Source organism: Mycobacterium sp. NGS59 (genome assembly GCF_059812345.1).
The window spans coordinates 66,867-92,017 of the sequence record NZ_JCALCN010000005.1 but is presented as its reverse complement, the minus strand read 5'-3'; the positions used below and the strand labels follow the sequence as shown (position 1 = coordinate 92,017).

The window sequence follows — 25,151 nt, the reverse complement described above, 5'->3', positions numbered from 1 at the left end:
GATGGTCGACTTCACGCCGGATCCCGGGCTGTACCCCTTCCGGTCGCGCTGGTTCGACAGTTCCCGCGGGCGCATCCACTACGTCGACGAAGGCGACGGCCCGCCCATCCTGTTCTGCCACGGCAACCCGACCTGGAGCTTTCTGTACCGCGACATCATCGTGGCGCTGCGCGACCGGTTCCGTTGCGTCGCACCGGATTACCTGGGCTTCGGCCTGTCCGAGCGGCCGGCGGGCTTCGGGTACCGCATCGACGAACATGCGCGCGTCGTCGGCGAACTCGTCGACCGGCTCGGACTCGACGGTTACGTCACCATGGGCCAGGACTGGGGAGGTCCGATCAGCATGGCGGTCGCGACCGAGCGCGCCGACCGGGTCCGCGGAATCGTGCTGGGCAATACCTGGTTCTGGCCCACCGACGTGCTGTCCACGAAGATCTTCAGTCGGGTGATGTCGAGTCCGCCGATGCAGTACGCGATCGTGCAACGCAACTTCTTCGTCGAGCGACTGATCCCGGCGGGCACGCAGCGCCACCTCAATACCGCGGTGATGCAGCATTATCGGGCCGTTCAGCCCACGCCGGCCGACCGGTTGGGCGTGGCGCAGATGCCCAGAGAGATCCTGGCCGCCGCTCCCCTGCTGGAGCGGCTGGCCACGGAGGTGCCCGCCAAGCTGGGTGCCCGGCCGGCACTGCTGATCTGGGGCATGAAGGACTTCGCGTTCCGACCGGGCCCGTCGTTGCCACGGATGCGGGCCGCGTTCCCTGATCACGTGCTGGTCGAGTTGCCGACGGCCAAGCACTACATCCAGGAGGACGAGCCCGCTCGGATCGCCGAAGCGATCATCGACCGATTCGGCTGACCGGTCAGGCGAACGCCTCCACCGGCGGGCACGAACACACCAGGTTGCGGTCACCGTAGGCGCCGTCGATGCGCCGCACCGGCGGCCACACCTTGGGGCGGAACGCCTTGCCCAGCGGGTAGGCGGCTTCTTCCCGGGTGTAGGGGTGGTCCCAGTCGGACACCAGCAGGCTCTCGGCGGTGTGCGGCGCGCCGCGCAGCGGATTGTCGTCCACCGGCCACTCCCCGCTGCCGACCCGGTCGATCTCGCCACGGATGCCGATCATCGCTTCGCAGAACGCGTCGACTTCGGCCAGGCTCTCGCTTTCGGTGGGCTCGACCATCAGGGTGCCGGCCACTGGGAAGCTCATGGTCGGCGCGTGAAAACCATAGTCTGCCAAGCGTTTCGCGACGTCGTCGACGGTCACGCCGGTGGCTTTGGTGATGCCGCGCAGATCGAGAATGCACTCGTGGGCGACCATGCCGTTCTCGCCGGTATAAAGCACCGGGAAGTACTCGTCGAGACGGCGGGCGATGTAGTTGGCCGACGCGATCGCGGTCAGCGATGCCGCCCGCAGCCCGTCACCGCCCATCATCCGGATGTAGGCCCAGCTGATCGGCAGGATCGAAGCCGACCCGTAGGGCGCCGCCGACACCGGATGTCCCTGCGGAAGCTCCGGCGCGTGCGGGTGGCCGGGCAGGAAAGGCGCCAGGTGCGAGCGCACCGCGACGGGCCCGACGCCCGGACCGCCACCGCCGTGCGGGATGCAGAACGTCTTGTGCAGGTTCAGGTGACTGACGTCGCCGCCGAACTTGCCGGGGCGGGCCAGCCCGACCAGCGCGTTGAGGTTGGCGCCGTCGACGTACACCTGGCCGCCGGCGTCATGCACGGCGGCGCAGATGTCGGCGATGTCGTGCTCGTACACGCCGTGGGTGGACGGGTAGGTGATCATCAGCGCCGACAGTCGCTCGGCGTGCTCGCCGACCTTGGTGCGCAGGTCGTTCAGGTCGACGTCGCCGTTGGGCAGGCACCCCACCACGACCACCCGCATGCCGGCCAGCGCCGCCGAGGCCGCATTGGTGCCATGCGCGCTGGACGGGATCAGGCAGATGTCGCGGTGCGGTTCCCCGCGGCTGGCGTGGTAGTCGTGGATCGCCAACAGGCCGGCGTACTCCCCCTGCGAGCCGGCGTTGGGCTGCAGCGAGACCGCGTCGTAGCCGGTGATGGCCACCAGCCAGGACTCCAGGTCGGCGATCAGCCGACGCAGTCCCGGGGTGTCGGTGACCGGCGCGAACGGATGCTGCCGTCCGAACTCCGGCCAGGTGATCGGCTCCATCTCGGCGGCCGCGTTGAGTTTCATGGTGCAGGACCCGAGCGGAATCATGCTGCGGTCCAACGCGATGTCCTTGTCGGCCAGCGTGCGTAGGTAGCGCATCATCGACGTCTCGGTGCGGTATCGGGTGAACGCCGGATGGGTCAGGAATTCCGTTGTGCGCGTTGCGATGTCGGTCGCGGTTGCTTCGGTGGCAGACGTGCCGAACGCAGCCAGCACCGCCGCCACGTGAGCGTCCGTGGTGGCTTCGTCGCAGGCCACCGAGACGTGGTCGGCGTCCACCCGCCACAGGTTGACACCGTCGGCCTTGGCCGCGGCAATCACCTCGTCGGCGCGGCCCGGCACCCGGGCCAGCACCGTGTCGAAAAATCGGTTGTGGACCACAGCCTCGCCCAGCGCCCCGGCAATGGTTTCGGCGTGGCCGTGCACGCGCCGCGCGATGGCCGTCAGACCGTCGGCGCCGTGATAGCTGGCGTACATCGCCGCCATCACCGCCAGCAGCACCTGCGCGGTGCAGATGTTGCTGGTCGCCTTGTCGCGGCGGATGTGCTGTTCGCGGGTCTGCAATGCCAGGCGATAGGCGTCACTGCCGTCCGCGTCTTTGGACACTCCGACCAGGCGCCCCGGCAGCTGGCGGGCGTGCTTGGCGTGCACCGCCAGGTAGCCGGCGTGCGGGCCGCCGAATCCCATTGGCACACCGAACCGTTGGGTGGTGCCGAACGCGACGTCGGCGCCGATCTCACCGGGCGGCTTGATCAGGGTCAGCGCCAGCAGGTCGGCGCCGAGCGCCACCAGCGCGCCGCGGTCGTGGGCCTGTGCCGCCAGCGCGCTCCAGTCGGTGATCCGGCCGCTGGCCCCGGGCAGCTGCGCGATGACTCCGAAGAATTCGCCGTCGGGCAACCCGTCGCGCAGGTCGGCGGTGACGATCTCGATGCCCAGCGGTTTGGCCCGCGTCGCCAGTATCGCCGCGGTCTGGGCGAACACGTCGACGTCGACCGCCAACCGGTTCGACGGTCCCCGGAACGCACGGTGCATCAACGTCATGGCCTCGGCGGCCGCGGTGCCCTCGTCGAGCATGGAGGCGTTGGCGATCTCCAGGCCGGTCAGGTCGGTGACCATGGTCTGGAAGTTCAGCAGCGCTTCCAGCCGACCCTGGCTGATTTCGGGCTGATACGGCGTGTAGGCGGTGTACCAGGCCGGGTTTTCCATGATGTTGCGCAGCAGCACCGGCGGGGTCAGGGTGTCGTAGTAGCCCTGCCCGATCATCGACACCGCGACGGTGTTGCTGTCGGCCAGCGCCCGCAACTCCGCCAGCGCCTCGGACTCGGTGGCCGCCGGCGGCAACCGGTCCAGACCGGGCGCGGCGCCGGAGCTGTCCAGCTTGTCCAGGATGCCGGTCGGGACCGCCTTGGCGGCCAGCGCGTCGAGCGAGTCGACACCGATAACGGCAAGCATGGTGGCGATGGCGTCGCCGTCGAGTCCGATGTGGCGGTCGGCGAATGTTGGCTCAGACATGGATCTCCCGGTAGAGGACGCGACGACGGGTCCTCTCCCTCTGTCCTCACCCGGGCACCGGGCGCCTGAGAGATTCAGCGCGGTCGAGTGCGCCTTTCCCCATCGGCGGGTGAGGACCAGACCGGTCGTCACCGCTTTCCAGAGGCATCGTTATCCGGCGCGGTCCGGGTGCCTGAGAGGTTGACGGAGAGGTATTGCTCCTTCGGCGTCCGTAGCTGGCGGCCACAGAACTCTCCCGCGCGGGGGCGATGCGGCAACCAGTTTACTCCGCGGGTGCGGTCAGCCGATCTTGCGGTCGCGATGCTTGCGCCGCGAAGCCAGCTCGTCCTCGGGAGCCGCGATCGACTCGCCGCCGTCCGCGCGCTCGCCGGGGAAGTCGGCGATCACGCCGGTCAGCTCGCGCATCGCGCCGGAGACGGCGATGCCGAACACGCCCTGGCCGCCCTGCAGCAGGTCGACGACTTCCTCGGCCGAGGTGCATTCATACACGCTGGTGCCGTCGGAGAACAGGGTGATGTTGGCCAGGTCCTCCACACCGCGCTGGCGCAGATGGTCGACCGCGACCCGGATGTTGTGCAGCGAGATCCCGGTGTCGAGCAGGCGCTTGACGATCTTGAGGACCAGGATGTCCTTGAACGAGTAGAGCCGCTGGCTACCCGACCCGGCCGCGCCCCGGATCGAGGGCACCACCAAAGAGGTACGTGCCCAATAGTCCAACTGGCGGTAGGTGATACCGGCAATCTGGCAGGCGCTGGGCCCGCGGTAACCCACCAGTTCGTCGGGCACCGAATCGTCGGGGAACAGGCCGGGCTGGACCGGCTGGGCAGGCACGGCGGCGGGCGTCGACTCGGCGGCCGGGTGATCGGCAAGGTCAAGCTGTCCTTGACGTGGCTGCTCGCTCACGGTGCATCCTCTCGCCGATCGCGCTGTTGTCACAAGCTGCGTCACTGGCTGCCCCCGCAGCCACGTTAGCTCAGGCCCGAGTGTCTGAGAGCATACGCTGTCCGGTGCCTGTCGTGCTGTGGGTCAATCATCAACTCGTCATCAAAGTATGGCTGCCGCCCCGGTGAGCGGGTGACATCCGGTAGGCGTGTCGACAATCCGTTGTGTGATATGAGACGCATCCGTGATGTTGCGCGGGTACCGGTTTCCCCCGGCGAGCAGACGTGAAAGCCCCCATTTCGTGCCCAAATGAGGGGCTTTCACGTCTGCTCGAGCCCACTACTCGCGCCAGCTAGTGTCACGCGTCTGAATTTGGTTTACGGGTGTGGGGCATGATTTCGTCTGCGGTCTTGTTCCACACGAATGGGTGGCAGCGTTGGTTCCAGCCGTCGATGAATGCGCCGATGGCTGATGTGAGTTCTTTGACGCTGTTAAATGAGCCGCGGCGGATCGCCTGGCGGGTGATGATCGAGAAGAACACCTCGACCAGGTTCAGCCAGGACCCCGACGTCGGGGTGAAATGCAGTGTCACACGCGGATTCTTGGCCAACCATGCGTTGATGTCGGCGTGCTTGTGGGTGTGGTAGTTGTCGCACACCACATGCAACCGCCGCCGCGGGTAGGCCCGCGCTACCGCCTTGAGGAAGTCGAGAAACTCGGCTTTGCCGTGCCGCTCATAGCAGCGGTCGGTCACTTTTCCCGTCGCGATCTCCAAGGCGGCGAACAAGGTGGCGGTGCCGTTGCGCTGATAGTCATGGGTCGCCTTCTCTGGCAGTCCCGGACGCATCGGCAGGATCGGCTGGGTCCGATTGAGTGCTTGAATCTGGCTCTTTTCATCCACGCACAACACGATCGCGTTGTCCGGCGGGTTCAGATACAGGCCCACCACGTCACGGACCTTGGCCTCCAGTTCGGGGTCGGTGGAGAACTTGAACGTCTCCCGGCGCCATGGCTTGATCCCGTAACGTCGCCACGCCCGGGCCACCGTGGCATCCCCGACGCCAAGGTGCTTACCCAACAGTCGACTCGACCAGTGCGTTACCGCCAACGTTTCCGGTGGCGGATCCAGTGTGGCCGCTAGAATCGCCGCGTCATCGACCGTCTTGGGCCGCCCACTACGCGGCTCGTCGGCAAGGCCGTCAATGCCGAACGCCGCGAACCGATCCCGCCACTTGATCACCGTCGGCCGCGACACTCTCATCTGCCGCGCCGCACCCGAGGTGCCCGCGCCATCAGCCACCGCCAACACGATCCGCGCCCGCTCGACACGCCCCGCGGACACCGTCGAGGACCGAGTCCACGACTCCAACGTCATGCGGTCTTCAGGGCTGATCACCAGTACGGATGAGGGCATACACCAATCATCCCACACTGTAAACTAATTAATGACGCACGACACTAGGTGGCCTTGAAGTCGTCCGGCGAGACGCTGTCGAGAAACTCCTTGAACTTCTCCACTTCGTCTTCGCGGACCGCGCCGCCGCCCTCTTCATCACCCTCGTCCGGAATCAGCAGACCCGCCTGGGCCAGTACCGACTCTTCGACGTAGATCGGCACATTGACCCGCAGCGCGATCGCCACCGAGTCCGACGGCCGGGCGGACACTTTGATGTCGCGATCGAAGATCAGGTCGGCGTAGAAAGTGCCCTCCTGCAGGTCGACGATGCGCACCTCTTTGAGCGAATGCCCAAGCGCGGCAATGAGATCCCGGATCAGGTCATGGGTGAGCGGGCGGGGCGGCTCCACACCTTGCTGCTCCAGCGCGATGGCCGCGGCCTCCGACTGGCCGATCCAGATCGGCAGGTACCGGTCACCGTTTGTCTCGCGCAGCAGCAGCACCGGCTGGTTCTGCGGCTGCTCGACACGAATGCCGACAACACGAACTTCACCCATCAGTGTCTGCCCTCCGCACACGCCCGCTGCCGTCGAACGGAAGTCTAGTCCTCAGCGGTGCAGTACGTCGCGGACGGCGGACTTGATCAGTGAGGTGTGCAACGTGATCGCCAGTGCGGCGACTTCGCGGGCCAGGTCGTCGGCGCGGTCCCGCGCGCCGGCCTTGCCCGCTTTGACCAGCGGTCCGGCGATCTGGGCAATCAGATCCGACTGCCGGTCCGCGGCGGAACGGAAGGCACGCAAATGCCTTGGCTCCACGCCGTAGTCGGCAAGGGCGTGTGCGCACTGCAGGATCACGACGGCGTGTTCGTCGAAGAAGCCGCGTGGACCGGTGGTGATCACCCCCGCCTTCAGCAGAGCCGCCAGCAGCCCGTCGTCGACTCCCGACCGGTCCAGTAGATCTTCGCGACTGAGCCGGACGCCGCTGGGTGCGACCGCACCCGGGTCCGGGCCCGCCTCGACACCAGCGTCGGCCACCGACACCAATCGTGGTACGCCGTAAGGAGATCCGATGGCCGGCAGCTCGCCGTCGGGCTGAGCGTCCAGCTGTGCCCGGATCACCTTCAGCGGCAGGTAGTGGTCGCGCTGGGCGGTCAGGATGAAGCGCAGCCGCGCACAGTCGTACGCGGTGAATCTGCGATAGCCCGACGCCGCACGTTGTGGCGTCACCAGCCCCTCGGCCTCCAGAAACCGGATCTTGGAGATGGTGACATCGGGGAAGTCCGGCCGCAGCAGGTCCAGGACCGCCCCGATCGACATCCCGGACAGTGCCGGGCTATCGGGTGCGCCCACTAGCCTCCGGATCCCCCGTCGTCGTCACCTTTAGGACCGGTCAGGAATACCAGCCGGAACTTGCCGATCTGGACTTCGTCGCCGTTGGCCAGCACCGCCGAATCCACCGGTTCGCGATTGACGTAGGTGCCGTTGAGACTGCCGACGTCGACGACGTTGAACTCGCCGCTTTCCAACCGGAATTCGGCGTGCCGACGGCTCACCGTGACGTCGTCGAGGAAGATGTCGCTGTCGGGATGGCGGCCGGCCGAGGTGATGGCCTGGTCCAACAGGAAGCGGGAGCCGGCGTTCGGCCCGCGTTTGACGACCAGCAAGGCCGACCCGGCCGGCAGACCTTCCACGCCCGATACCGAACTCTCGGTACCCGCCTGCGCGGGCGCGTCCAGTTCGTTGAGGAAGTCGGCGCGGAAGACCGAAGTCGTCTCCACCGTGACTTCGTCACTCTGCTCGTTTTCCGTCACCCGCTGCTCCTCACTGGCCGCTGTGGCGTTATCTGAACCGGGCCGAGTTCGGCCGGTTTCCCAATCGATCTACCGCATGTACTGCTGTTTACCGCTCAAGTACCTGATGCTCGACCGTACCGCGCATGGGTTCGCGATGTGCCAACCCCTGCAGGATCGTAAGCCCGACACCCCGGCTTGTCCTAGCTCCTGCCGCGAAACGCTTTCGGCAGGTTAGCAATCGTCATTCGGCCAACGTGCCGCGGTAGGCCTCGGCGTCGAGCAGGCCGGCGATGGCCGAGTCCAGCGCGCCTACGTCGCCGGCGTCCACCTGCAGTTCCAGCAGCCAGCCCTCGCCGTACGGGTCGGAGTTGAGTAATTGCGGCGAGCCGTCCAGCTCGCCGTTGACCGCGGACACTTTGCCCGAAACCGGCGCGTACAGGTCGGACACGGACTTGGTGGACTCCACTTCGCCGAAGGGGTCCCCGGCGTTGAGTTCGGTGCCCACGTCGGGCAGCTGCACGAAGACCACATCGCCGAGCGCCGACTGCGCGAAATCGGTGATCCCGACCCGGACGGTGTCTTCCCCGCTGCGGCGAACCCACTCGTGTTCGGCGGTGTAGTGCAGATCGGACGGGATATCGGTCACGGTGTTCCTGTTCTGGTCGGCTCGGAGTCGGTTACTTCACTTGACGGGCTGAGCGTATTGGCGGTTTTTTGGTTGCCGCAAGGTGGTCACCTCCACCTGGTCGGCTTGTTGCACGGACATCCGCCCGCCGACCCGCTTGACGCTGTCCTCCGCGCCGCCGGGGATGTTCATCGCCGCGGCCAGTGTCGGCGGATTGCCAATCGCCAGAATCGAATACGGCGGAGCGAAAACCTTGTTGTCGATCGTCAGCGAGCCCGCCGAACCCACCACCCAGGTGTCGACCCCGACCCGCACGGACTGCTGGGCATCGTTGATCTGGATCGCCTCGGCGCCGGCGGCGCGCAACTCGTTGATCACGTCCAGCATCACTTCCGGAGCCACCCCGGGTGCCGGATCTTCGATCCGCACCGTCACGCCCGGACCGGTCGCGCCCACCGCGCCGACCAGGATGGACAGCGCGGCCAACCGCGCCTGCGCGCTTTCGATGGCCGCCTGGTCGTTGTTGCCCGACGCCTGCAGCGCGTTCAGCGTGTTCTGCAGGTCGGCGACCTCGGTGCTCAGCGTCGCCTCGCGCTGCCGCAACGAGTCCAACAGCACCAACAGGTCTGCGGGACGGGCGGTTTCCAGGGAATCGCCGGACTCGTTCTGGCGCACCTGCGTGACGATCGCAATGCCGAGCACCAGGCACAACAGCACGGCCAGCGCCCCGAACACCAAGCGGGACCGACCACGCCGTACGGCGGGGCGCGCTGCGTCCGCGGGCAGCTCGTGGCGTCCGCGGCGCTCGGGCTCGGGCGGTGCCGGTTCGTCCTGGCTCACGCAGACCTCATCTCAGACCTCGCCCCCGTCAGGCCCCGAACAGCCGCCGTCGCAGCGCGGCCGCATTGCCGAAGATCCGGATTCCCAGCACGACGACGATCGCGGTGGACAACTGCGTGCCGACGCCCAGCTGGTCGCCGACGTACACGATCAACGCGGCCACCAGGACGTTGAACACGAACGAGACGACGAACACCTTCGGATCGAAGATGCGTTCCAGGTACGCCCGCAACCCGCCGAACACCGCATCGAGTGCGGCGACGACGGCGATGGGCAGATAAGGCTGGATGACCTCGGGAACGCTGGGGTGAAACACCAAGCCCAGCACGATGCCGATGACAAGGGCGGCGATTCCGATCATGCCGGCACAACACTTCTCACTAGTGCCCAATCTCTCTGGCGAACTTGACATCCCGGACAGCTCCGGCCGGCACGGTCAGGCCTTTCCCGCCGGCGGGCTCGACGTTGACGCTGACGCCCACTCCGTAGGAAACCTCCAGCAGCCTAAGCCGACGCAAACCGGGACTGCGATCGAAGGCGTCCCGCATCGCGTTCGGCGGGCCGATCGCGACGACGGTGTACGGGCTGGTGGTGGGGTTGTTGTCGACCAGGATGGCTCCCCCGGCCTGCCGGATGGTGACGTTGGGGCCGATCCGCGCGCCGTCGATCGAGATGGCCTCGGCTCCGCTGGCCCACAACGAATTGACGACCAGTTGCAGGTCGCGGTCCAGGATGATCTGTCGGCTGCCGTTCAGCCGCTGCTTGGACGCATCAGAGAGGTTGGGCCCGGCGCCGGGGTCGGTGACCGTCACGGTCACGCCGGGGCCGATCACCGCGGTGCTGGCCGATGCCAGGCTGAGTGCGTCGAGGCGGTTCAACAACCGTTGGCCCTCGGCGTCGTCGGTCAGCGCGAGCCGCTGGACCTCGTCGAGCCTGGCCACCAGTTCGCTGCGCTGCCGGGCCAGTGTGCTGGCGGCGGTCTGGGTCGCGCGCACATTCGCGGCCAGCAGTTGCTGGGCCGACCGCACCCCGGGAGCCACCGAACGGGCCTGTGCCACGGCGGCGGCGAACACGGCCGCCACCAGCGTCGCCGCCAGCGCCTGCCAGATCCAGCCGAAAGCCCTGCTGCGCCGGGTCTCCGGCACGCCGTGCTGCGCGCGTTCGGCAGCCGCGGCCGCGTATCCGGGGTCCAGATGCTCGGACAGCAAGGCGCGCAGCAGTGACGGCACCGGGATGTGCGTCGGGCGGTCGACGGTGTGGGCGCTGTACCCGGCGTTGGGGTCGTAGCCACCGAGCCGCCGATCGGGTTCAGTCATGCGCGCTCGACTTCGGGACGGCCGGCTGGCCTCGTCTGACCTTGGGCATCCGGCGCATCACCAGGACCATCTGCACCATGTAGAGCACGAACGCCCAGAGATACATGTACAGACCCCAGATCAGGAACGCCCAGCCGCAAGCTCCCACGACACGACTCCACTGTGCGTCCCACTGGCCGAGCAGCACCAGTGGAAACCCCGACATCAGGGCGAATGTCGCAGCTTTGCCGACGTAGGTCACCGGCAGCGCCGTCAGGCCGCGGCTGCGCAGCAGCGGCAGCGTCGCCGCCAGCGCCGCGTCGCGGGCCAGCAGCGTCACCACGAACCACCAGGGGGCGATCCCGCTCAACGCCAGCACCAGCGGCACGGTCACCATGTAGAGGCGGTCGACGGCCGGGTCCAGCAGCGCACCCAGGCGCGACGACTGACCCATCAGGCGGGCGATCTTGCCGTCGGCCCAGTCCGAGACGCCGCTGAACATCAGGATCGCCACCGCCCAGCCGTGCAGCTGGGCGCCCAGCATCAAGTAGACGAAGACCGGGATCAGCACGAGCCGGGCGATGCTGAGCACATTGGGCACCGTCAGCACCCGACTCTGCGCCGGCCCAGGCTCCATGAGCCGTAACCCTAGTGCGAAGCCGGCGCGTCGGCCTCAGCGGAAGACGCCGGGCAGGCTCAGCGTGGACAGCGTGTCGTCGGACAGCGGGTTGTCGTTGACCATGTAGGTCCACGTCGACGTCGGCCTGGCGAGCTTCGACAGGTCCAGCCCCGGTTCGTCCTCGAGGATGTTGGCCGTCTCGAACGTCTGCTGGGCCGCCTCGATCGCGTCGGCGGCCAGTGAGGCGAACGCGTCCACCGCCATCCGGTGGAACTCGTCGAGCGGATTCTGCCGGCCCAACGCCCGCAGGTGGATGCTTTCGCGGATGTCGGCCAGATATGCGAGATGATCGGCCCAGCCACGGTCGAGGTGGTACAGCATGATCAGCCGGCAGATCTTCTCCAGCCGCTCTTCGGACAGGTCTTCGCTGAGCTCCTTGTACCGTTTGGGTGCCAGTTCCTCTAGCTCCTCGCGCGCTGTTGCGTTGCGCAACAACGTGTTTCGCCGATCCACGATGATCGCGCGCTGCTGGGCGATCAGCTGGTTGTAGCGCCAGGTGTTGGCGTGCACGTCCAGCATGCGGCCCTCGGCGACGCGCTGGGCGTGGTCGAGCAGCCCGGCCGCCTTGGGGCTGACGATGCGCCCGTCGGCCTCTTCCGGGTCGGTCTGCATCGGCAGCTTGTTGTGGTCGAGGTTGGCCGCCACCACGTCGTCTTCCCAGCTGGAGAAGAACACCGACGAACCCGGGTCGCCCTGGCGTCCGGCGCGGCCACGCAGCTGGTTGTCCAGCCGTTCGGTGTGATGCCGGCCGGTGCCCACCACGTGCAGGCCGCCGAGTTCGGCGACCCGGTCGTGGTCGGACTCATCGGATCCGCCCAGCCGGATGTCGGTGCCGCGGCCGGCCATCTGGGTGGACACGGTGACCACGCCGTGCTTGCCGGCCTCGGCGATGACCGAGGCCTCTTCGGCATCGTTCTTCGCGTTGAGCAGCACCGCGGGCACGTCGCGGCGCAGCAGCCGCTCGTGCAGGTCCTCGGATTCGGCGACGTCACGGGTGCCGACCAGCACCGGCTGCCCGGTTTCGTGCACCTCGGCGATGTGCTCGACGATGGCGTCGTTCTTGGCGGCCGCGGTGATGTAGACGCGGTCGGACTCGTCCTCGCGGACGTTGGGGGTGTTCGGCGGTATCGGCGACACCCCCAATTTGTAGAACTGGCGCAACTGCTCACCGGCAGCCAGCGCGGTGCCGGTCATGCCGCATACCGTCGTGTAGCGGTTGATCAACGCCTGCACCGTGATGGTGTCGAGCACCTCCCCGGTCTCGGTGGTCTCGATGCCCTCCTTGGCCTCGACGGCGGCCTGCAGGCCGTCCGGCCAGCGCTGCAGTTGCGCGATGCGGCCGCGGGAAGAGTTGATCAGGTGCACGGCGTCGTCGCGGACGATGTAGTGCACGTCGCGCTGCAGCAACACGTGGGCGTGCAGTGCGACGTTGACTTCGGTCAGGGTGGTGCCGACGTGCTCCTCGGAATACAGATCGATGCCACCGAGCGCCTTCTCCACCTTGCGCGCCCCGGCTTCGGTCAAGTGGACATTGCGGCTGTCGGCATCGGTGTCGTAGTCGGTTTCGGCTTTGAGCCGGCCCACCAGCTTGATGATCTCCAGCCGCGGGGTCTCCCGATGGGTGGTGCCGGCCAGCACCAGCGGCACCAACGCCTCGTCGACCAGCACCGAGTCGGCCTCGTCGATCAGGGCGACGTCCGGGTTCGGGGAAACCAGGTCCTCGACGTCGGTGACCAACTGGTCGCGCAGCACGTCGAAGCCGATCTCGTTGACTGAGGCGTAGGTGACGTCGCAGTCGTAGGCGGCCTTGCGGTCCGCGCTGGTCGATTCCGCGGTGATCCAGCCCACCGTCAGGCCCATCGCCTCGATCAACGGTCCCATCCATTCGGCGTCCCGGCGCGCCAGGTAGTCGTTGATGGTCACCACATGGACGTGCCGGCCGGCCAGCGCGTACCCCGCGGCCGCGATCGCCCCGGCCAGCGTCTTGCCCTCGCCGGTGGCCATCTCGATCACGTCGCCGGCCAGCATGCGCAGCGCGCCGAGCAACTGCACGTCGAAAGGGCGCAGTTCGGTGGTCCGCTCGGCGGCTTCGCGGGCGATCGCCAGAAACTGCGGTATGTCGTCGGAGTCAGCGAGATCGTCGAGGTCGAGCAGTTTCGACGCCTTGCGCAGCTTCTCGTCGCTCAGGTCGGCGGCTTCCTTGTCGTATTTCTCCGACGCGGTCACCACTTCCATGGAGCGGCTGCGGTCTCTTTCGGTGCTGGCGCCCAGCAGACGCCAGAACCGGCCGCTCAGGCGGCCGGGTTGCGAACGGGTGGTCTTTGGCACGCCACAACGGTACGCGGCCGCAGTCAAGCCAGATTGGACCGGCGCGGATAGGCGACGCTGGGGTCGGTCAGGACGTTGACGACGGCGGGCAACCCGCTGGCGAAGGCCCGTTCCAGTGCCGGGCGGAGCTCGACGGGCGCCGCCACCAGCTCACCGTGCGCACCCAGCGCGCGGGCCACCTCGTCGTAGCGGGTGCCGGGCCGCAGCTCGGCCACCACCGAGTAGCCGTACAGCGCCTCCATCGGGTGCTTCTCCAAGCCCCAGATGCCGTTGTTGCCGACCACCGAGACCACCGGCACGTTGTGCCGGACCAAGGTGTCCCATTCCATGCCGCTGAACCCGAACGCGCCGTCGCCCTGCAGCAACACCACCTGACGGCCCGGATACGCCAGCTTGGCCGCCAGGGCATACCCCGGTCCCGACCCCAGGCAACCGAACGGGCCACTGTCCAGCCAGCAGCCCGGCTGGTAACTCTCGATCATCCGTCCGGCGTAGGACCCGAAGTCTCCGGCGTCGATCACCACGACGGCGTCACGGTCCAGCAGCGGCGCCAGTTCGGCGTACACCCGCATCGGGTGCAGCGGGATCCGGTCGTCGGCGAGCTCGGCCTGTTCCAGATCGCGGACGGCGGTCTCGGCGGTGCGGAGTTCGTCGATCCAGTTCTGGTGCTCGGTCGGTTTCGAACCGGCCAGCGCCGAGAGAATCTTGGTGAGATCGCCGTAGAGTTCCGCGGCAACCGGGCGCGGGTGGTTGCGCTGAGGCCGGACGCGGTCCGCCACGACCAGCTCGGTCTGGTCGCCGAAGACGCCGCCGAAACCGAGCCGGAAATCCATCGGCACGCCGACGACGAGCGCGACATCGGCTCCTTTGAGCGCCTTGGAGCGGCCCCGCGAGAACGCCAGCGGGTGGTCGGCGGGCACCACGCCGCGAGCCATCCCGTTCATCAGCACCGGGATCCGCAGCTCCTCGGCCAGCCGCAACAACGCGGTCTCCCCGTGCCCCCACCACACGTTGGTGCCGGCCATGATCACCGGCCGCTGAGCCTTGGACAACAGATCGGCGGCCCGGTCCAGCGCGTCGCCGTCCGGAGCGGGCGCAGCGGGCAGACTGCTCAGCGCGCCCGGACGGCCGTCATCCTCGGCATGGGAGAACACGTGGTCCATCGGGAAGTCGACGAAACCCACCCCCGACGGCGCGCCGACCGCCGCCTGAAGTGCCTGATCGACAAGCCGGCCCGCGTCGTCGGCCGACTGGGCGGTCGCGGCGAACCGGCTCAACGGCGCCACGAACGGCACGTGGTCGATCTCCTGCAACGAGCCCATCCCCCACCTGCCGGCCGGCGCCCGGCCACCGAGCACCAGCAGCGGGGACTGGTTCTGCTGCGCGGCCGCCATCGCGCTCATCCCGTTGGTGATGCCAGGGCCCGCGGTCAACGCGGCCACGCCGGGCACCCGGGTCACCTTGGACCAGCCCTCGGCGGCGAAGGTCGCGGTCTGTTCGTGGCGGGTGTCGATCAACGTCACGCCTTCGTCGCGGCACCCGTCGTAGATGGAGAACAGATGGCCACCGGACAGTGTGAACATGGTGTCGATGCCACTGGCCTTGAGCCGGCGGGCGACGAGACGGCCGGCGTGCACGGTCCGGGCGGGGGCTGCATCGGTGGACATGACCGCAGCTTATCCACCCCCTCGGGTACCTTCGCGAAGGATTTCGTCACGCGGAGGAGACAACGCCTGTGGGCTCTGAGCCGTTCAAACCGTCGAGGGACTGGTCGCAGGAGCTTCCGAATTCGCTGCGCTGGCTGGCCATCGCGTGGCTCATCAGCGCGGTGATCGTGCTGCTTGCACTGGTCCTGCTCAGGTTCTGCACCCCGTGGGGCCGGCAGTTCTGGCACATCACCCGCGGGTACTTCGTCGGACGCGACAGCGTGCGCGTCTGGCTGATGCTCGGCGTGCTGCTGCTCTCGGTGCTGCTGTCAGTACGGCTGGACGTACTGCTGAGCTATTTCACCAACGACATGTACTCGGCGGTCCAGACAGCCGTCCAGGGCATCGCGACCAACGAGAAGGTCCCCCGGGAGACCGGCATTCACGGCTTCTACGTTTCGCTGGGCATCTTCACCCTCCTGGCGGCGCTGTGGATCGCCCGATCGGTGATCGACATCTATCTGCTGCAGCGCTTCGTCATCGCGTGGCGCGTCTGGCTGACGGACCAGGTCTGCGAGGACTGGTTGACGGGCCGCGCCTACTACCGCGACCTGTTCATCGACAACACCATCGACAACCCGGACCAGCGGATTCAGCAGGACATCGACATCTTCACCGCGGCCAACACCACCGGCGTGCAGAACATGCCCGCCAACGGTTCCACCTCCACGTTGCTATTCGGGTCGGTCAACGCCATCGCCTCGGTGGTCTCGTTCTCCGGCATTCTGTGGCATCTGTCCGGACCGTTCGACGTCTTCGGCCTCTTCGTATTGCCGCGCGCAATGTTCTGGGCCGTGCTCGTATTCGTGCTCATCGCTTCGGTGGTTGCGTTCTGGCTGGGCCGCCCGTTCATCGGGCTGAGTTTCAACAACGAGCGACTGACGGCCAGATTCCGGTACGCACTGGTCCGGTTGCGCGATGCTGCGGAGGCGGTCGGGTTCTATCGGGGCGAGCGCGTGGAGCGAGTCCAGTTGTGGCAGCGATTCACCCCGATCATCGCCAACTACCGCCAATATGTCCGCCAGTCCCTCATCTTCCACGGATGGAACTGGTCGATGAGCCAGGTGATCGTTCCGCTGCCCTGGCTCATCCAGGCGCCGCGACTGTTCAACGGCCAGATCAAGTTCGGTGATGTAACCCAGACGGCGTCGGCTTTCAGCCGGGTCTCCGACTCGCTGTCGTTCTTCCGCAACACCTACGACGGCTTCGCCCCGTACCGCGCAGCGATCATCCGCCTGCACGGGCTGGTCACCGCCAACGAGAAGGGCCGCGCTCTTCCATCGGTACTGACCACACCGAGTACCGACGGGTCGGTGGAGTTGCACAACGTCGAAGTCCGAAAGCCCGGCGGCGAGAGCTTGATCGACCCGCTGGACGTTCGGCTGGAACCGGGCCAGTCGCTGGTGATCACCGGACAGTCCGGTTCCGGCAAGACGACGCTGTTGCGGGCCCTCGCCGAACTGTGGCCCTATGCCTCGGGGTCGCTGCGCTGCCCCGGCGGCAGCAACGACACGATGTTCCTGTCCCAGTTGCCCTATATGCCGTTGGGCGATCTGCGTGGCGTGGTGTGTTACCCGAATGACCCGCATGCCGTCTCCGACGCTCAACTGCACGAGGCGCTGAGCAGGGTCGCCCTGGCGCCGTTGAACACCCGCCTCGACGAAGAGCGGGACTGGGCCAAAGTCCTTTCCCCCGGAGAGCAGCAGCGGGTGGCGTTCGCGCGCATCCTGCTGACCAAGCCCAAGGCGGTCTTCCTCGATGAGGCCACCTCGGCGCTGGACCCGGGTCTGGAGTTCGCGCTGTATGAGTTGGTACGTGCCGAGCTTCCCGAGTGCATCGTGGTCAGCGTCAGTCACCGGCCCGCGGTCGAGCAGCATCACCAGCGGCAGCTCGAACTGCTCGGCGAGGGACGGTGGCGGCTCGGGCCGGTCCTGGAGAAGCCCGCCGAGGTCTGATCGCTCGTAGCTGATCGTCGCCTGCGCTCACGGACCGGTGCGCGGGCAGGTGCGGGCCGGAGGTCGTGAGTCGGCCAGGAACACGGTCTGGGCGGTCATTTTGTAGCCGGACATGCGTTCGCGGAAGATCTCGATGGATTCCTCGGGGTGGACAGAGTCGATCACGGCATGAGGGCCGATGGCGTTGAACTGGTGGCTGGTGCCGCGGGGGATCTGCATGTCGACGAACGAGCAGGGCGGGACCACGAGGTTGTAACGGATCCGGCGGATGCCACGCGGGGGTTCGGGCAGGTCGTCCTGAAACTGGTTGGGATGGAACGGGGTTACGCCCGCGATGTCGGTGACGTCGAAAGGTGAGAGGCTACCGACACGGATCTGGGTGTTCGGGCCTGTCATCATGCGGACCAGTCGCAGCCCGGTGTGCAGGTGCATGCGCGAGCAGATGCCGCGGTCCTCAACGTCGTAGAAGTCCATCAAATAGCGGTCGGCGAAGTACCCGTCGAAGGGCTTTTCGATCATGTACACGTCGCCCTCTTCGAATGTCTGCGAGCGCACGATGCCGTCCACATCCGGCGTGGTCGCTGCGCGACTCGACTTGGCACTGCGGACGATTCCCGAGAAAGCCTGCACGACCGCGAGGGCGACGTCGGCCGGGAACTGCGCCACCGGCGTCACGACATTGCGTGCGGGGTCGACGAACTCGGCGACATCGTGGATCTCGTTCTCGTCGTCGGCCGTAGTCTTGATTCTCGGTTCGGGCATGCGACACGAACTCCTCAGTGTGTCAATCGGTTCTGTCGGCAGCGGTGCGAATTCATCACGGCCTCACGGGTCTACCCCGAAGGAACGTAACCACAGCTCCAGCGACAGCAGCAGCCACAACTTGCCGCCCTGGCGCGGCAGCAGCGCACCCTGACCGCGAAGCCAGGCACGGATGGTGTCCTCCCGGAACAGGGCCCTGGCCCGTGTCGAGCGACCGAGCAGCAGGTCGTGGCTGAGGTCGCGCAGCGGACCGGCCAGCCACTGCTGCACCGGAACTCGCATCCCGCTTTTCGGGCGATCCACGATCGTGGCCGGAAGCAGGTCGCGCACCGCCTGTTTGAGGATCCACTTTTCGACTGTTCCGGCCAGTTTGTAGCGCGGAGGCACACAGAAGGCGTGGTCGATCACCGCTCGGTCGAACAGCGGCGCACGCCCCTGGACACCGGCAGCAGTTGTGATGCGTTCCACCTTGGTGAGAATGTGATGGGCACCCTTGGTGCGCAGATTCGCGTGCAGCAGCTGGTTGAGCAGGCTACGCATTGGGCCCTGCCGCAGGTAGGGCATGAAAACCTCGGTGAGCGGCGGCGCATCGGTGAGTGCGGCGAGCGCCTCTGGGCGCAGCAGCACCGGCAGGTCCGCGTAGCACTTGCGGTAACTGTCGAGGTATGCCTGCGCGCGAGCATTCGGGTCGGGATCCTCGCGAGCCAATTCGAAGATCAGCATCGGCAGGTTTTTGGGGCCGCCGAACACCGGATCTCCGCCCTCGCCGTTGAGCACCACCGTAGCGCCGTCTGCCGAAACGGCTTCGGCGAGCATCAGATTCGGGACAGTCAGGGGGTCTCCGACCGGACTGTCCAGCAGCGCAACCGTTTCCGCGAGCCGGGCCGCGACCGCCTCGCCCGAGACCGTGAGCACGCGATGGCGGGTGTTGCAATGCGCGGCAACCAGTCCGGAGTACCCGAGCTCGTTGGGCGCATGACGCCCGAAACTGATGGAGTAGGTGTGCACGGTATGGTCGTGCAGTTTGGCGGCAAGAGCCGTGACCAGGCTGCTGTCGATCCCGCCAGACAGCAACACCCCGACGGGCTCCCCGGGTGGCAGTCGCCGGGCAGTTGCATCCTCGAGCAGCGTGCGCAGTCGTAGCGCGTGAGCGTCGCTCGGCCTGCTGTCAGGGACTTCGCATGGCTCCCAATACGTTTCCTCGGTGGATGAACCGTCTGCGCGCAGCCGGACGCAGCGCCCCGGCAGCACCTCGGCGACATCGCGGAGCAGCGTCTCGCGCCCCGGCAGGTAGGCGAAGCTCAAAAACGACTGCACCGCAGGAAGATTCAGACCCGTCCGAAGCTTAGGCCAGCGCGCGAGCACTCGCAGCGACGTCGAGGCACACCAGCTATCACCCGCCTTCGCATAAAACAACGTGCGAGCACCCACATGGTCGCGGACCAGCAGCAGCTCGGCTCCGTCAACGATGGCCATGGCGAACATGCCCTCCGCGGCAGCGATTCCGTCGAGCCCGAAGCGGGCGTAGGAACGCAGTAAGAGTTCGCCGTCGCTACAGCTGGGCGAGGGCGCGTCGGCACCGAGGCGGGTGCGCAGCCGGTCGATGTTGTGTAGCGTGACCTCTCCGACAGCGACCAGAGCGCCCCGGCCACGAGGATTGGTGCGGTACGGTCCTGCAGCCGCACCCGGGCCGCCGACCAGACCGAAGGCATAGTGCCCGGTCACCGCTATCGGGTCCGCCCCGACAGCGCGAACCTGGCCGTGCAAGTCGTCCGGGCTGAAAAATGCACACCAGCGAGACATCTGAGCACCTCAGCCGAAATCGCAGCCGTCGGCCCAGCAGTCCCCATCGAAGCCGTCGTCGCCCCAGCCGGCAACGCTCGTATCGTCCCAATCCCCTCCGCCCGAATCCCGCGGGTCTTTGGCCCCCTGCGTGCGCAGTTCTTCCTCCTGCGCCGCGGTCAGGCTGTACGGCGGCATCGCCAACCCGCCGAGCAACACCCCGCCCGCCATTGCGGCCAAGATCGTGCCGAGCCGCCCACCGAACGACGAGCGATTCACGGTGAGAATGCCGTCGCCCCAGAGAGTTCGGCCATATCCACCTTCACGTCCGTAGATCACCCTTCCGTCGCGAAGAGTTCGCTTGACCAGCTTATGACCCAGTGGTTCGTCGGTGCCCGAGTTGCCGCTGTGGTCGTGCCACTGCACTGACCCCGCAGCGGATCGCCGCCGCCACTCTTGGCGCCCGTCGGAGTACTGCCGATGCACGGTGCCGTCGCTGAGCAATTCATCGGTGTAGGTGATTTGCCGGTACGGCGGCATCCAAAGCCCCTCTCATGCGGCCGGCCAGGTGAGGAAGCCCGTTCCGCGGACGCGCTGCACCTCGGTGAGAAATGTTGGGGGCGAAGGTACTTCGCGCACCAGACGGTGCACGCTGCGTAGCAGTGATGCCGGGTGCACCGCCTCGAGGTGGGCGAATCGGCCACGTCGCAGCCAAGCACGCTCCCACACGGTGACCGCGACCTCGACGGGCTCCGGACGGCCCCGGCCGTGAAAAACGTGCAGTCGGCCTGCATGGTGCGGCCGCAGACCGAGCGGGACCACCCGCGCGCCTGCGGGAATATCGGTGAGCTCGGGGATTCGGGCGGGGAAGGCGAGTCCCCGCGGGCTGGCGTCGTGCACCACATAGATCGCCGCCCGCTCAGCTCTGGCGAGCATCTTCGCAACCCGCGGATCGAGCGGCAGCTCGGCTGCCCCCAGCACCGGACAGGCCAATTCCATCGCTAACCCGTTGGCGCGCAACATCTGCGCGACCGGGTCGGACTCGCAGACCAGCAGTCGCGACAGACCGTAGTCGAACAGGTCTGGTTCCTGGGTGTGCCGGCCGGCGGGTCCCGTACGGGGCGGCGTTGGCCTGAGCAGCCCGGGCACCTCGCCGTGGCGGTTCAGCACCTCCTGGAACGCGCGGTAACTCACTGGTGGGGCGAGGGTGAACGCAGGCCGGTGTGGCAGTCGTTGCGCCGGAAGCGCCAGTCGGCAAAGTTCGTAGTAGAGCTGACGTTCGGTGAAGCGCAGTCCAGCTGGTGCGCCCGCCCGCTGGGCCGCGATACGCACCAGGCGGCCCAGCACCCGGTCCCTCACGACGCCGGCCACGTGAGAAAGCCGATCGCTTCGGCACGACGCTGGTCGGAATCCGACGCTGCCCCGATTTGCTGCACCGCCCGATCCACGGCGGCGAGCAGTTTGGCCGGTGGAACCGCAGCGATCGGCGACCACCACCCCTTGGCCAGCCAGTCGATTTCAGCCTGCGTTAATCCGTCTCGGCGCAGGCGAGCCAGATCCTCCGGCGCCGGTGCAGCCTCGCGCAGCCGCAGTGAGGACCGGCTGGCCAGCACCGTTCTCGGTGCCAATCCCGCCACAAAAGCTCGCGGTCCCAGGGTTGCGCGGGCGGAGTCCGCGAACAGCAGTCCGTCCAGGCTCGCATCGTGTAACACCACCACCGGGATCTGCGGGGGAATATGTTCGATGCGGCCCGCCAGCATGATGGCCCGAGTGCGTGATACGTCATTGGCGGCAAGGCAGGTGCGCACGGACAAGTCTGGACACAGCAGCGCGAAGCGAGGGCGCTCCACCGGCGGCGGCAGCGGCGCGCGCGAATCCACTTCTCCCCGCGGCGGTCCGCCGTACACCTGCGCCCACCGATCTTCCACTTTCTCTTCAAAGAGTTCGAAGCTGACCGGCATCCGGATCCGCGCGCGGAAGCGGTCCGAGATCGTCGCCCGTATGGTCTCGTCGCCGAGCACCATGACCACGGCGGCGACGAGCGCGATCACGGCGACGGCGATGAGCACGACCAGTGGGCGCAGGCCGGTAACGTCAGCGATCTTGAACGCGATGAGGGCAAGGCACGCGACCACGACCGCCGCGTATCCCAGAGCCTTGGGGACGGCATCGAATCCGGAACAGGTACCACGCACTTTCGTCCGGCCGGCCGCGTACCAGAGTTGCTCCGGCGTGTAGCGCAGACCGCGCCCGGCACTTAACCGCTCGGCCAGCTTGCGAAGCCTCACGTCGTGCAGCCTGAGCGGGCTTGTCTTGGGTTCAAGTGCGAACGACCGACGACACTTCGAACAGCGCCGCCCGGAGCGTTCCTTGTACAACACACTTTGGCGACAGTGCGGACAGATCACGATTCATCGACCCTGGTTGGGGTTGCCTGGCAGGTGTGCCTCAGTGTCGCACGTAGCGACGAGGAATTGTCGAAATCTGTGATCGGGGTGTTTCAGGCGACCTCCGTTTCGGTTGATTCGGAGATGGTTCGAGCAGTTTGCCTTGCTGGCAGCGGCTTGTGCACGCCGCTCCGGCGCTGAGACTGTTTACCGCGCCTGCGAGCTCGCCGCCGCGTGGGCTCCGGCGCGGCGCCCGAAGAACGACCCCTCCCCCAGCTGCGTCCCGCTGGCATATCCCTTACCGTCCTGGGCGATGTTGGCGGCACAGGCCCCGGCGGCGTAGAGACCCGGGATCACGCTGCCGTCGGCGCGTTGCACCTCGCCGTCCAAAGTGACCGCCAGACCACCGATGGTGAAGCCGGAATACATCGCCCGCCCCAACGAGAGATCGAACACCGCCCAGGGTCCCTTGTCTTGTGGCGCAAGGTATTCCGGTTGCTTGTGGAAGTCGGGATCCGCACCGTCGGCGGCGAGCTCGTTGTAGCGCTGCAGGGTCGCCGCGACGCTGCCCGCGGGGATCTCCAGCGCAGTCTCCAGCTCCTCGATCGTCTCGTAACCGTCGAGGAATTTGATCAGCGGCATCTCGGGCATCTGCATGTGCGCTTCGTCGACGATCAGGTACGCCGTTTGCTCGGGCTGTTCCAGCACGAACGCCGACGTACGCGAGTGATAGGAGTCTTCGGCGACGAACCGCTCGCCCTCCTTGTTGACGATCACACCGGTCAGCAGGATTTCCGGCGGGTACGCGGCCGCGGTGATGAACAACTCGTCCATGTGTTTGGTGGCTCCGCCGGCCGAAACACCCATCCGGATGCCCAGGCCGTCGTCGTTCGGGTTGCCCAGGATGTAGGGCGCCACCAAGCCATGGTGTTTGGTGCGACGGGGTTGTCCCAGTGCCGGGGTGTGCTCGGCGACCATGTCGTCGTTCATCGCGAAACCACCGGCGGCGATCACGACCGCCTTCGCTTTTATCGCACCGGTCTCGCCGAAGTGCTTCCACATCACGCCGACCACCGCGCCGTCGTCGTCCACGATCAGGTTGGTCGCGCCGGTTTCGTAACGCAGTTCCACAGCCAGTTCGTCGGCGCGTTTGACCAGCAGATCGATCACCATTGCCGCGCCGCCCAATTCACCGGGCACCGGCACGGAATGCCCGCGCGGTGCGGGCACGGCCCGCTCGCAGAACGGCCACACCTTCTCGTTGCCGGTGTAGCTCAAACCCTCGGTGCCCGGCGGGACGACCACCTTGCCCGGGTAGTAGCTGCGCTCGAACTGAAAGCCAAGGCCCTCAAGCCAATTGAAGTGTTCCACGCTGTCGTCGCAGTACGCCCGAATCTTGTCGAATTCAGGCTCACGGGATACCGCGACCAGATATTTGTACATCTCTTCGGGTGAGTCGGCATGCCCGGTGGCCTCCTGCACCGCCGTTCCGCCGCCCAGGTAGAAGTGACCACCCGCCATCGAAGTGGTACCGCCGGCGGCGGCCGCACGTTCCAGCACCAGCACCCGTGCGCCGACCGCCGCGGCCGACACGGCCGCGCAGCCACCCGAGATGCCGAAACCGATGACCAGCACGTCGGTTTCGTCCGTCCAGGACTCCACCGTGTCCACGTTGACGGTTGCCGGGATGTCGGTACTCACCGCTGCTCCTGTTTGATGTAGTCGTAGAACGCTCTGATTTCGGGCGAGAGATACGCGATCTCCAAGTACGGCACGCCTGCCTGCGGCGCTGCCACATAGGCGAATTGGAGTCCGCCTGCCATCACCCCCTGTTGCACCACCGGGGCGTTCTGGCGGACAGCGTCGGCGAGTGCGGCGTCGAATTGTTGCGGGCTTTCGGCTTCGACGCAGATGTGATGCAGACCCGGGCCGTGATCGCGCAGAAAGTCGCTATAGACGTTCTCTCCGCGGACCGGGGCGATCAACTCCAGCTGCATGTCGCCGAGGTAGCTCAGCGATATGTGCGCCACGAAGTCCGCCGGCTGCCCACGGTAGCTGCAGACGTCCGGGGCGAAATGGACGTCGGGGATGCGGACCCACTTCTTCACGCCTAAAAGCCCGGTGAGAGCCTTTTCGGTGGCGTCGAGGTCCGTCGTGACCCAGGCGATCTGGATAGGCGACTGAACGAGAATGTCCATCGCCTGGAAGGATATCCCAGTGCCCGACTCGCCGGTGCGGCTCGCTCGGGGTACGGAAAGTCTTTGCCGGGATGCGCGCCGGGTGGTGCCCCGGCGCCTAGATGAACATGTTCTAGTTTCGTTCAGCGCTGCCCAGCATGCCGACCAGCAACCGCACCTCGGTGTCGAACACGCTGCGGGGATCGGTCAGCGTGTCGGCGCCGTACTGGCCGAACACCTCCAGGCTGACCGCGCCCACCACCGCGGCCCAGAGCAGGAAACATTTGGCCATCACGCGGTCGTCACCGGGGAATCCGAAACCGTCCCGAATCCGGGCGAAGTCCGCCGACACCGGTTGCGGCGCAGCATCGTTGGTGAGCATGATGTCGCCGGTGGTGATACCTGCGGCGAGCGCGTCGAACAGGTCGGCCACCACCCGCGTGCCGACCGTCGTGGTGCGCGTCGGTGGTGCGTAGCCGGGCGTCGGACTGCCGTAGAGCAAAGCCCACTCCGCCGGGTGCGCTATCGCCCACTCGCGCACCGCATGGGTGATGACGAGGATGTCGTCGCTCCACAGATCGTTGTCGGATTCGCGGCGGGCGCGCTCCACGCTGTCGGCCATCTCGTCGTAGGCATCACCGAGCAGCAACGTCAGCAATTCGTCGCGACTGGATACGTACCGGTAAAGCGCCGAGGACACCATGCCGAGTTCCCGGGCGATCGCCCGCAGCGACAGTCCGGCGACACCATGCGAAGCCAGCTGCCGACGGCCGAGTTCGATGATTCGGGTCTCGGTGTGGTCCCGTGCATCCTGGCGTTTGCCCACCCGGATAAGTCTGACACGACCGAGATCGGTGCT

23 protein-coding genes and 2 riboswitches are annotated in these 25,151 nt (G+C 66.9%); of the genes, 2 read left to right on the top strand and 21 right to left on the bottom strand.

The window, feature by feature from the left end; translation table 11 throughout:
- Position 1 precedes the first annotated feature (1 nt).
- Positions 2-859 carry a haloalkane dehalogenase gene (locus AC5Y46_RS08245; RefSeq protein ID WP_499942402.1) on the top strand — a complete coding sequence of 286 codons (858 nt, stop codon included), beginning with the start codon at positions 2-4 and terminating at the stop codon, positions 857-859.
- Positions 860-863: 4 nt separating this feature from the next.
- Here the strand turns inward: AC5Y46_RS08245 and gcvP are convergent, their stop codons facing one another.
- From gcvP to AC5Y46_RS08180, 13 genes are all read right to left on the bottom strand, one after another.
- Positions 864-3,686, bottom strand: coding sequence for an aminomethyl-transferring glycine dehydrogenase (gene gcvP / locus AC5Y46_RS08240; protein WP_499990647.1), 2,823 nt, complete (start codon positions 3,684-3,686; stop codon positions 864-866).
- A gap of 30 nt (positions 3,687-3,716) precedes the next feature.
- Positions 3,717-3,836: riboswitch (glycine riboswitch) on the bottom strand.
- Positions 3,837-3,934: riboswitch (glycine riboswitch) on the bottom strand.
- 31 nt (positions 3,935-3,965) lie between these two features.
- Positions 3,966-4,589, bottom strand: a complete 624-nt coding sequence (locus tag AC5Y46_RS08235) for a MerR family transcriptional regulator (RefSeq protein WP_499942405.1) — start codon at positions 4,587-4,589, stop codon at positions 3,966-3,968.
- Positions 4,590-4,926: 337 nt separating this feature from the next.
- Positions 4,927-5,982 (bottom strand): IS630 family transposase, encoded by a 1,056-nt coding sequence (locus tag AC5Y46_RS08230; RefSeq protein ID WP_499990646.1) that lies wholly within the window; start codon positions 5,980-5,982, stop codon positions 4,927-4,929.
- Between the two features lie 44 nt (positions 5,983-6,026).
- On the bottom strand, positions 6,027-6,521 hold the full coding sequence (locus tag AC5Y46_RS08225; RefSeq protein WP_499942406.1) for a bifunctional nuclease family protein: 495 nt from the start codon (positions 6,519-6,521) through the stop codon (positions 6,027-6,029).
- A gap of 51 nt (positions 6,522-6,572) precedes the next feature.
- A complete protein-coding gene (gene ftsR / locus AC5Y46_RS08220; RefSeq protein ID WP_499990644.1) occupies positions 6,573-7,313 on the bottom strand; it encodes a transcriptional regulator FtsR in 741 nt (246 codons plus the stop codon).
- Entirely contained in the window at positions 7,313-7,774 is a 462-nt protein-coding gene (garA, locus tag AC5Y46_RS08215) for a glycogen accumulation regulator GarA (protein WP_499942409.1), read from the bottom strand. Before garA ends, ftsR begins: the two co-directional genes overlap by 1 nt.
- Positions 7,775-7,997: 223 nt before the next feature.
- Positions 7,998-8,402, bottom strand: a complete 405-nt coding sequence (gene gcvH, locus AC5Y46_RS08210; protein ID WP_499942410.1) for a glycine cleavage system protein GcvH — start codon at positions 8,400-8,402, stop codon at positions 7,998-8,000.
- Positions 8,403-8,438: 36 nt separating this feature from the next.
- Positions 8,439-9,221: a DUF881 domain-containing protein gene (locus AC5Y46_RS08205; protein WP_499942412.1), complete on the bottom strand. Its 783-nt coding sequence runs from the start codon at positions 9,219-9,221 to the stop codon at positions 8,439-8,441.
- Positions 9,222-9,249: 28 nt separating this feature from the next.
- Entirely contained in the window at positions 9,250-9,582 is a 333-nt protein-coding gene (locus AC5Y46_RS08200; RefSeq protein ID WP_499942414.1) for a small basic family protein, read from the bottom strand.
- A 19-nt stretch (positions 9,583-9,601) separates the two neighbouring features.
- Entirely contained in the window at positions 9,602-10,537 is a 936-nt protein-coding gene (locus AC5Y46_RS08195) for a DUF881 domain-containing protein (protein ID WP_499990641.1), read from the bottom strand.
- On the bottom strand, positions 10,530-11,153 hold the full coding sequence (locus AC5Y46_RS08190; protein WP_499990639.1) for a CDP-alcohol phosphatidyltransferase family protein: 624 nt from the start codon (positions 11,151-11,153) through the stop codon (positions 10,530-10,532). Before AC5Y46_RS08190 ends, AC5Y46_RS08195 begins: the two co-directional genes overlap by 8 nt.
- Positions 11,154-11,189: 36 nt before the next feature.
- A complete protein-coding gene (gene secA2, locus AC5Y46_RS08185) occupies positions 11,190-13,523 on the bottom strand; it encodes an accessory Sec system translocase SecA2 (RefSeq protein WP_499942419.1) in 2,334 nt (777 codons plus the stop codon).
- Between the two features lie 23 nt (positions 13,524-13,546).
- Positions 13,547-15,190 (bottom strand): acetolactate synthase, encoded by a 1,644-nt coding sequence (locus tag AC5Y46_RS08180; RefSeq protein WP_499942421.1) that lies wholly within the window; start codon positions 15,188-15,190, stop codon positions 13,547-13,549.
- A gap of 68 nt (positions 15,191-15,258) precedes the next feature.
- Between AC5Y46_RS08180 and AC5Y46_RS08175 the strand changes: the two genes are divergently transcribed.
- The gene (locus tag AC5Y46_RS08175; RefSeq protein ID WP_499942423.1) at positions 15,259-17,184 is read left to right on the top strand and encodes an ABC transporter ATP-binding protein/permease; all 1,926 of its coding nucleotides are present in this window, start codon (positions 15,259-15,261) and stop codon (positions 17,182-17,184) included.
- Between the two features lie 27 nt (positions 17,185-17,211).
- On the opposite strand, the gene AC5Y46_RS08170 is transcribed toward AC5Y46_RS08175, so the two are convergent.
- The 8 genes from AC5Y46_RS08170 to AC5Y46_RS08135 all read right to left on the bottom strand — a co-directional run bounded on the left by AC5Y46_RS08170 (position 17,212) and on the right by AC5Y46_RS08135 (position 25,118).
- Positions 17,212-17,946, bottom strand: coding sequence for a hypothetical protein (locus AC5Y46_RS08170; RefSeq protein ID WP_499942425.1), 735 nt, complete (start codon positions 17,944-17,946; stop codon positions 17,212-17,214).
- A gap of 63 nt (positions 17,947-18,009) precedes the next feature.
- Positions 18,010-19,749: an asparagine synthetase B family protein gene (locus AC5Y46_RS08165; RefSeq protein ID WP_499942426.1), complete on the bottom strand. Its 1,740-nt coding sequence runs from the start codon at positions 19,747-19,749 to the stop codon at positions 18,010-18,012.
- A gap of 9 nt (positions 19,750-19,758) precedes the next feature.
- Positions 19,759-20,268, bottom strand: coding sequence for a hypothetical protein (locus AC5Y46_RS08160; RefSeq protein WP_499942428.1), 510 nt, complete (start codon positions 20,266-20,268; stop codon positions 19,759-19,761).
- A 12-nt stretch (positions 20,269-20,280) separates the two neighbouring features.
- On the bottom strand, positions 20,281-21,099 hold the full coding sequence (locus tag AC5Y46_RS08155; protein WP_499942430.1) for a hypothetical protein: 819 nt from the start codon (positions 21,097-21,099) through the stop codon (positions 20,281-20,283).
- Positions 21,084-22,109: a hypothetical protein gene (locus AC5Y46_RS08150; protein ID WP_499942431.1), complete on the bottom strand. Its 1,026-nt coding sequence runs from the start codon at positions 22,107-22,109 to the stop codon at positions 21,084-21,086. The genes AC5Y46_RS08155 and AC5Y46_RS08150 overlap by 16 nt, the downstream gene beginning before the upstream one ends.
- A 213-nt stretch (positions 22,110-22,322) precedes the next feature.
- Positions 22,323-23,816 (bottom strand): FAD-binding protein, encoded by a 1,494-nt coding sequence (locus AC5Y46_RS08145; RefSeq protein ID WP_499942432.1) that lies wholly within the window; start codon positions 23,814-23,816, stop codon positions 22,323-22,325.
- Entirely contained in the window at positions 23,813-24,313 is a 501-nt protein-coding gene (locus AC5Y46_RS08140) for a VOC family protein (protein ID WP_499942434.1), read from the bottom strand. Before AC5Y46_RS08140 ends, AC5Y46_RS08145 begins: the two co-directional genes overlap by 4 nt.
- Before the next feature lie 112 nt (positions 24,314-24,425).
- A complete protein-coding gene (locus tag AC5Y46_RS08135; RefSeq protein WP_499942435.1) occupies positions 24,426-25,118 on the bottom strand; it encodes a TetR/AcrR family transcriptional regulator in 693 nt (230 codons plus the stop codon).
- Positions 25,119-25,151 lie beyond the last annotated feature (33 nt).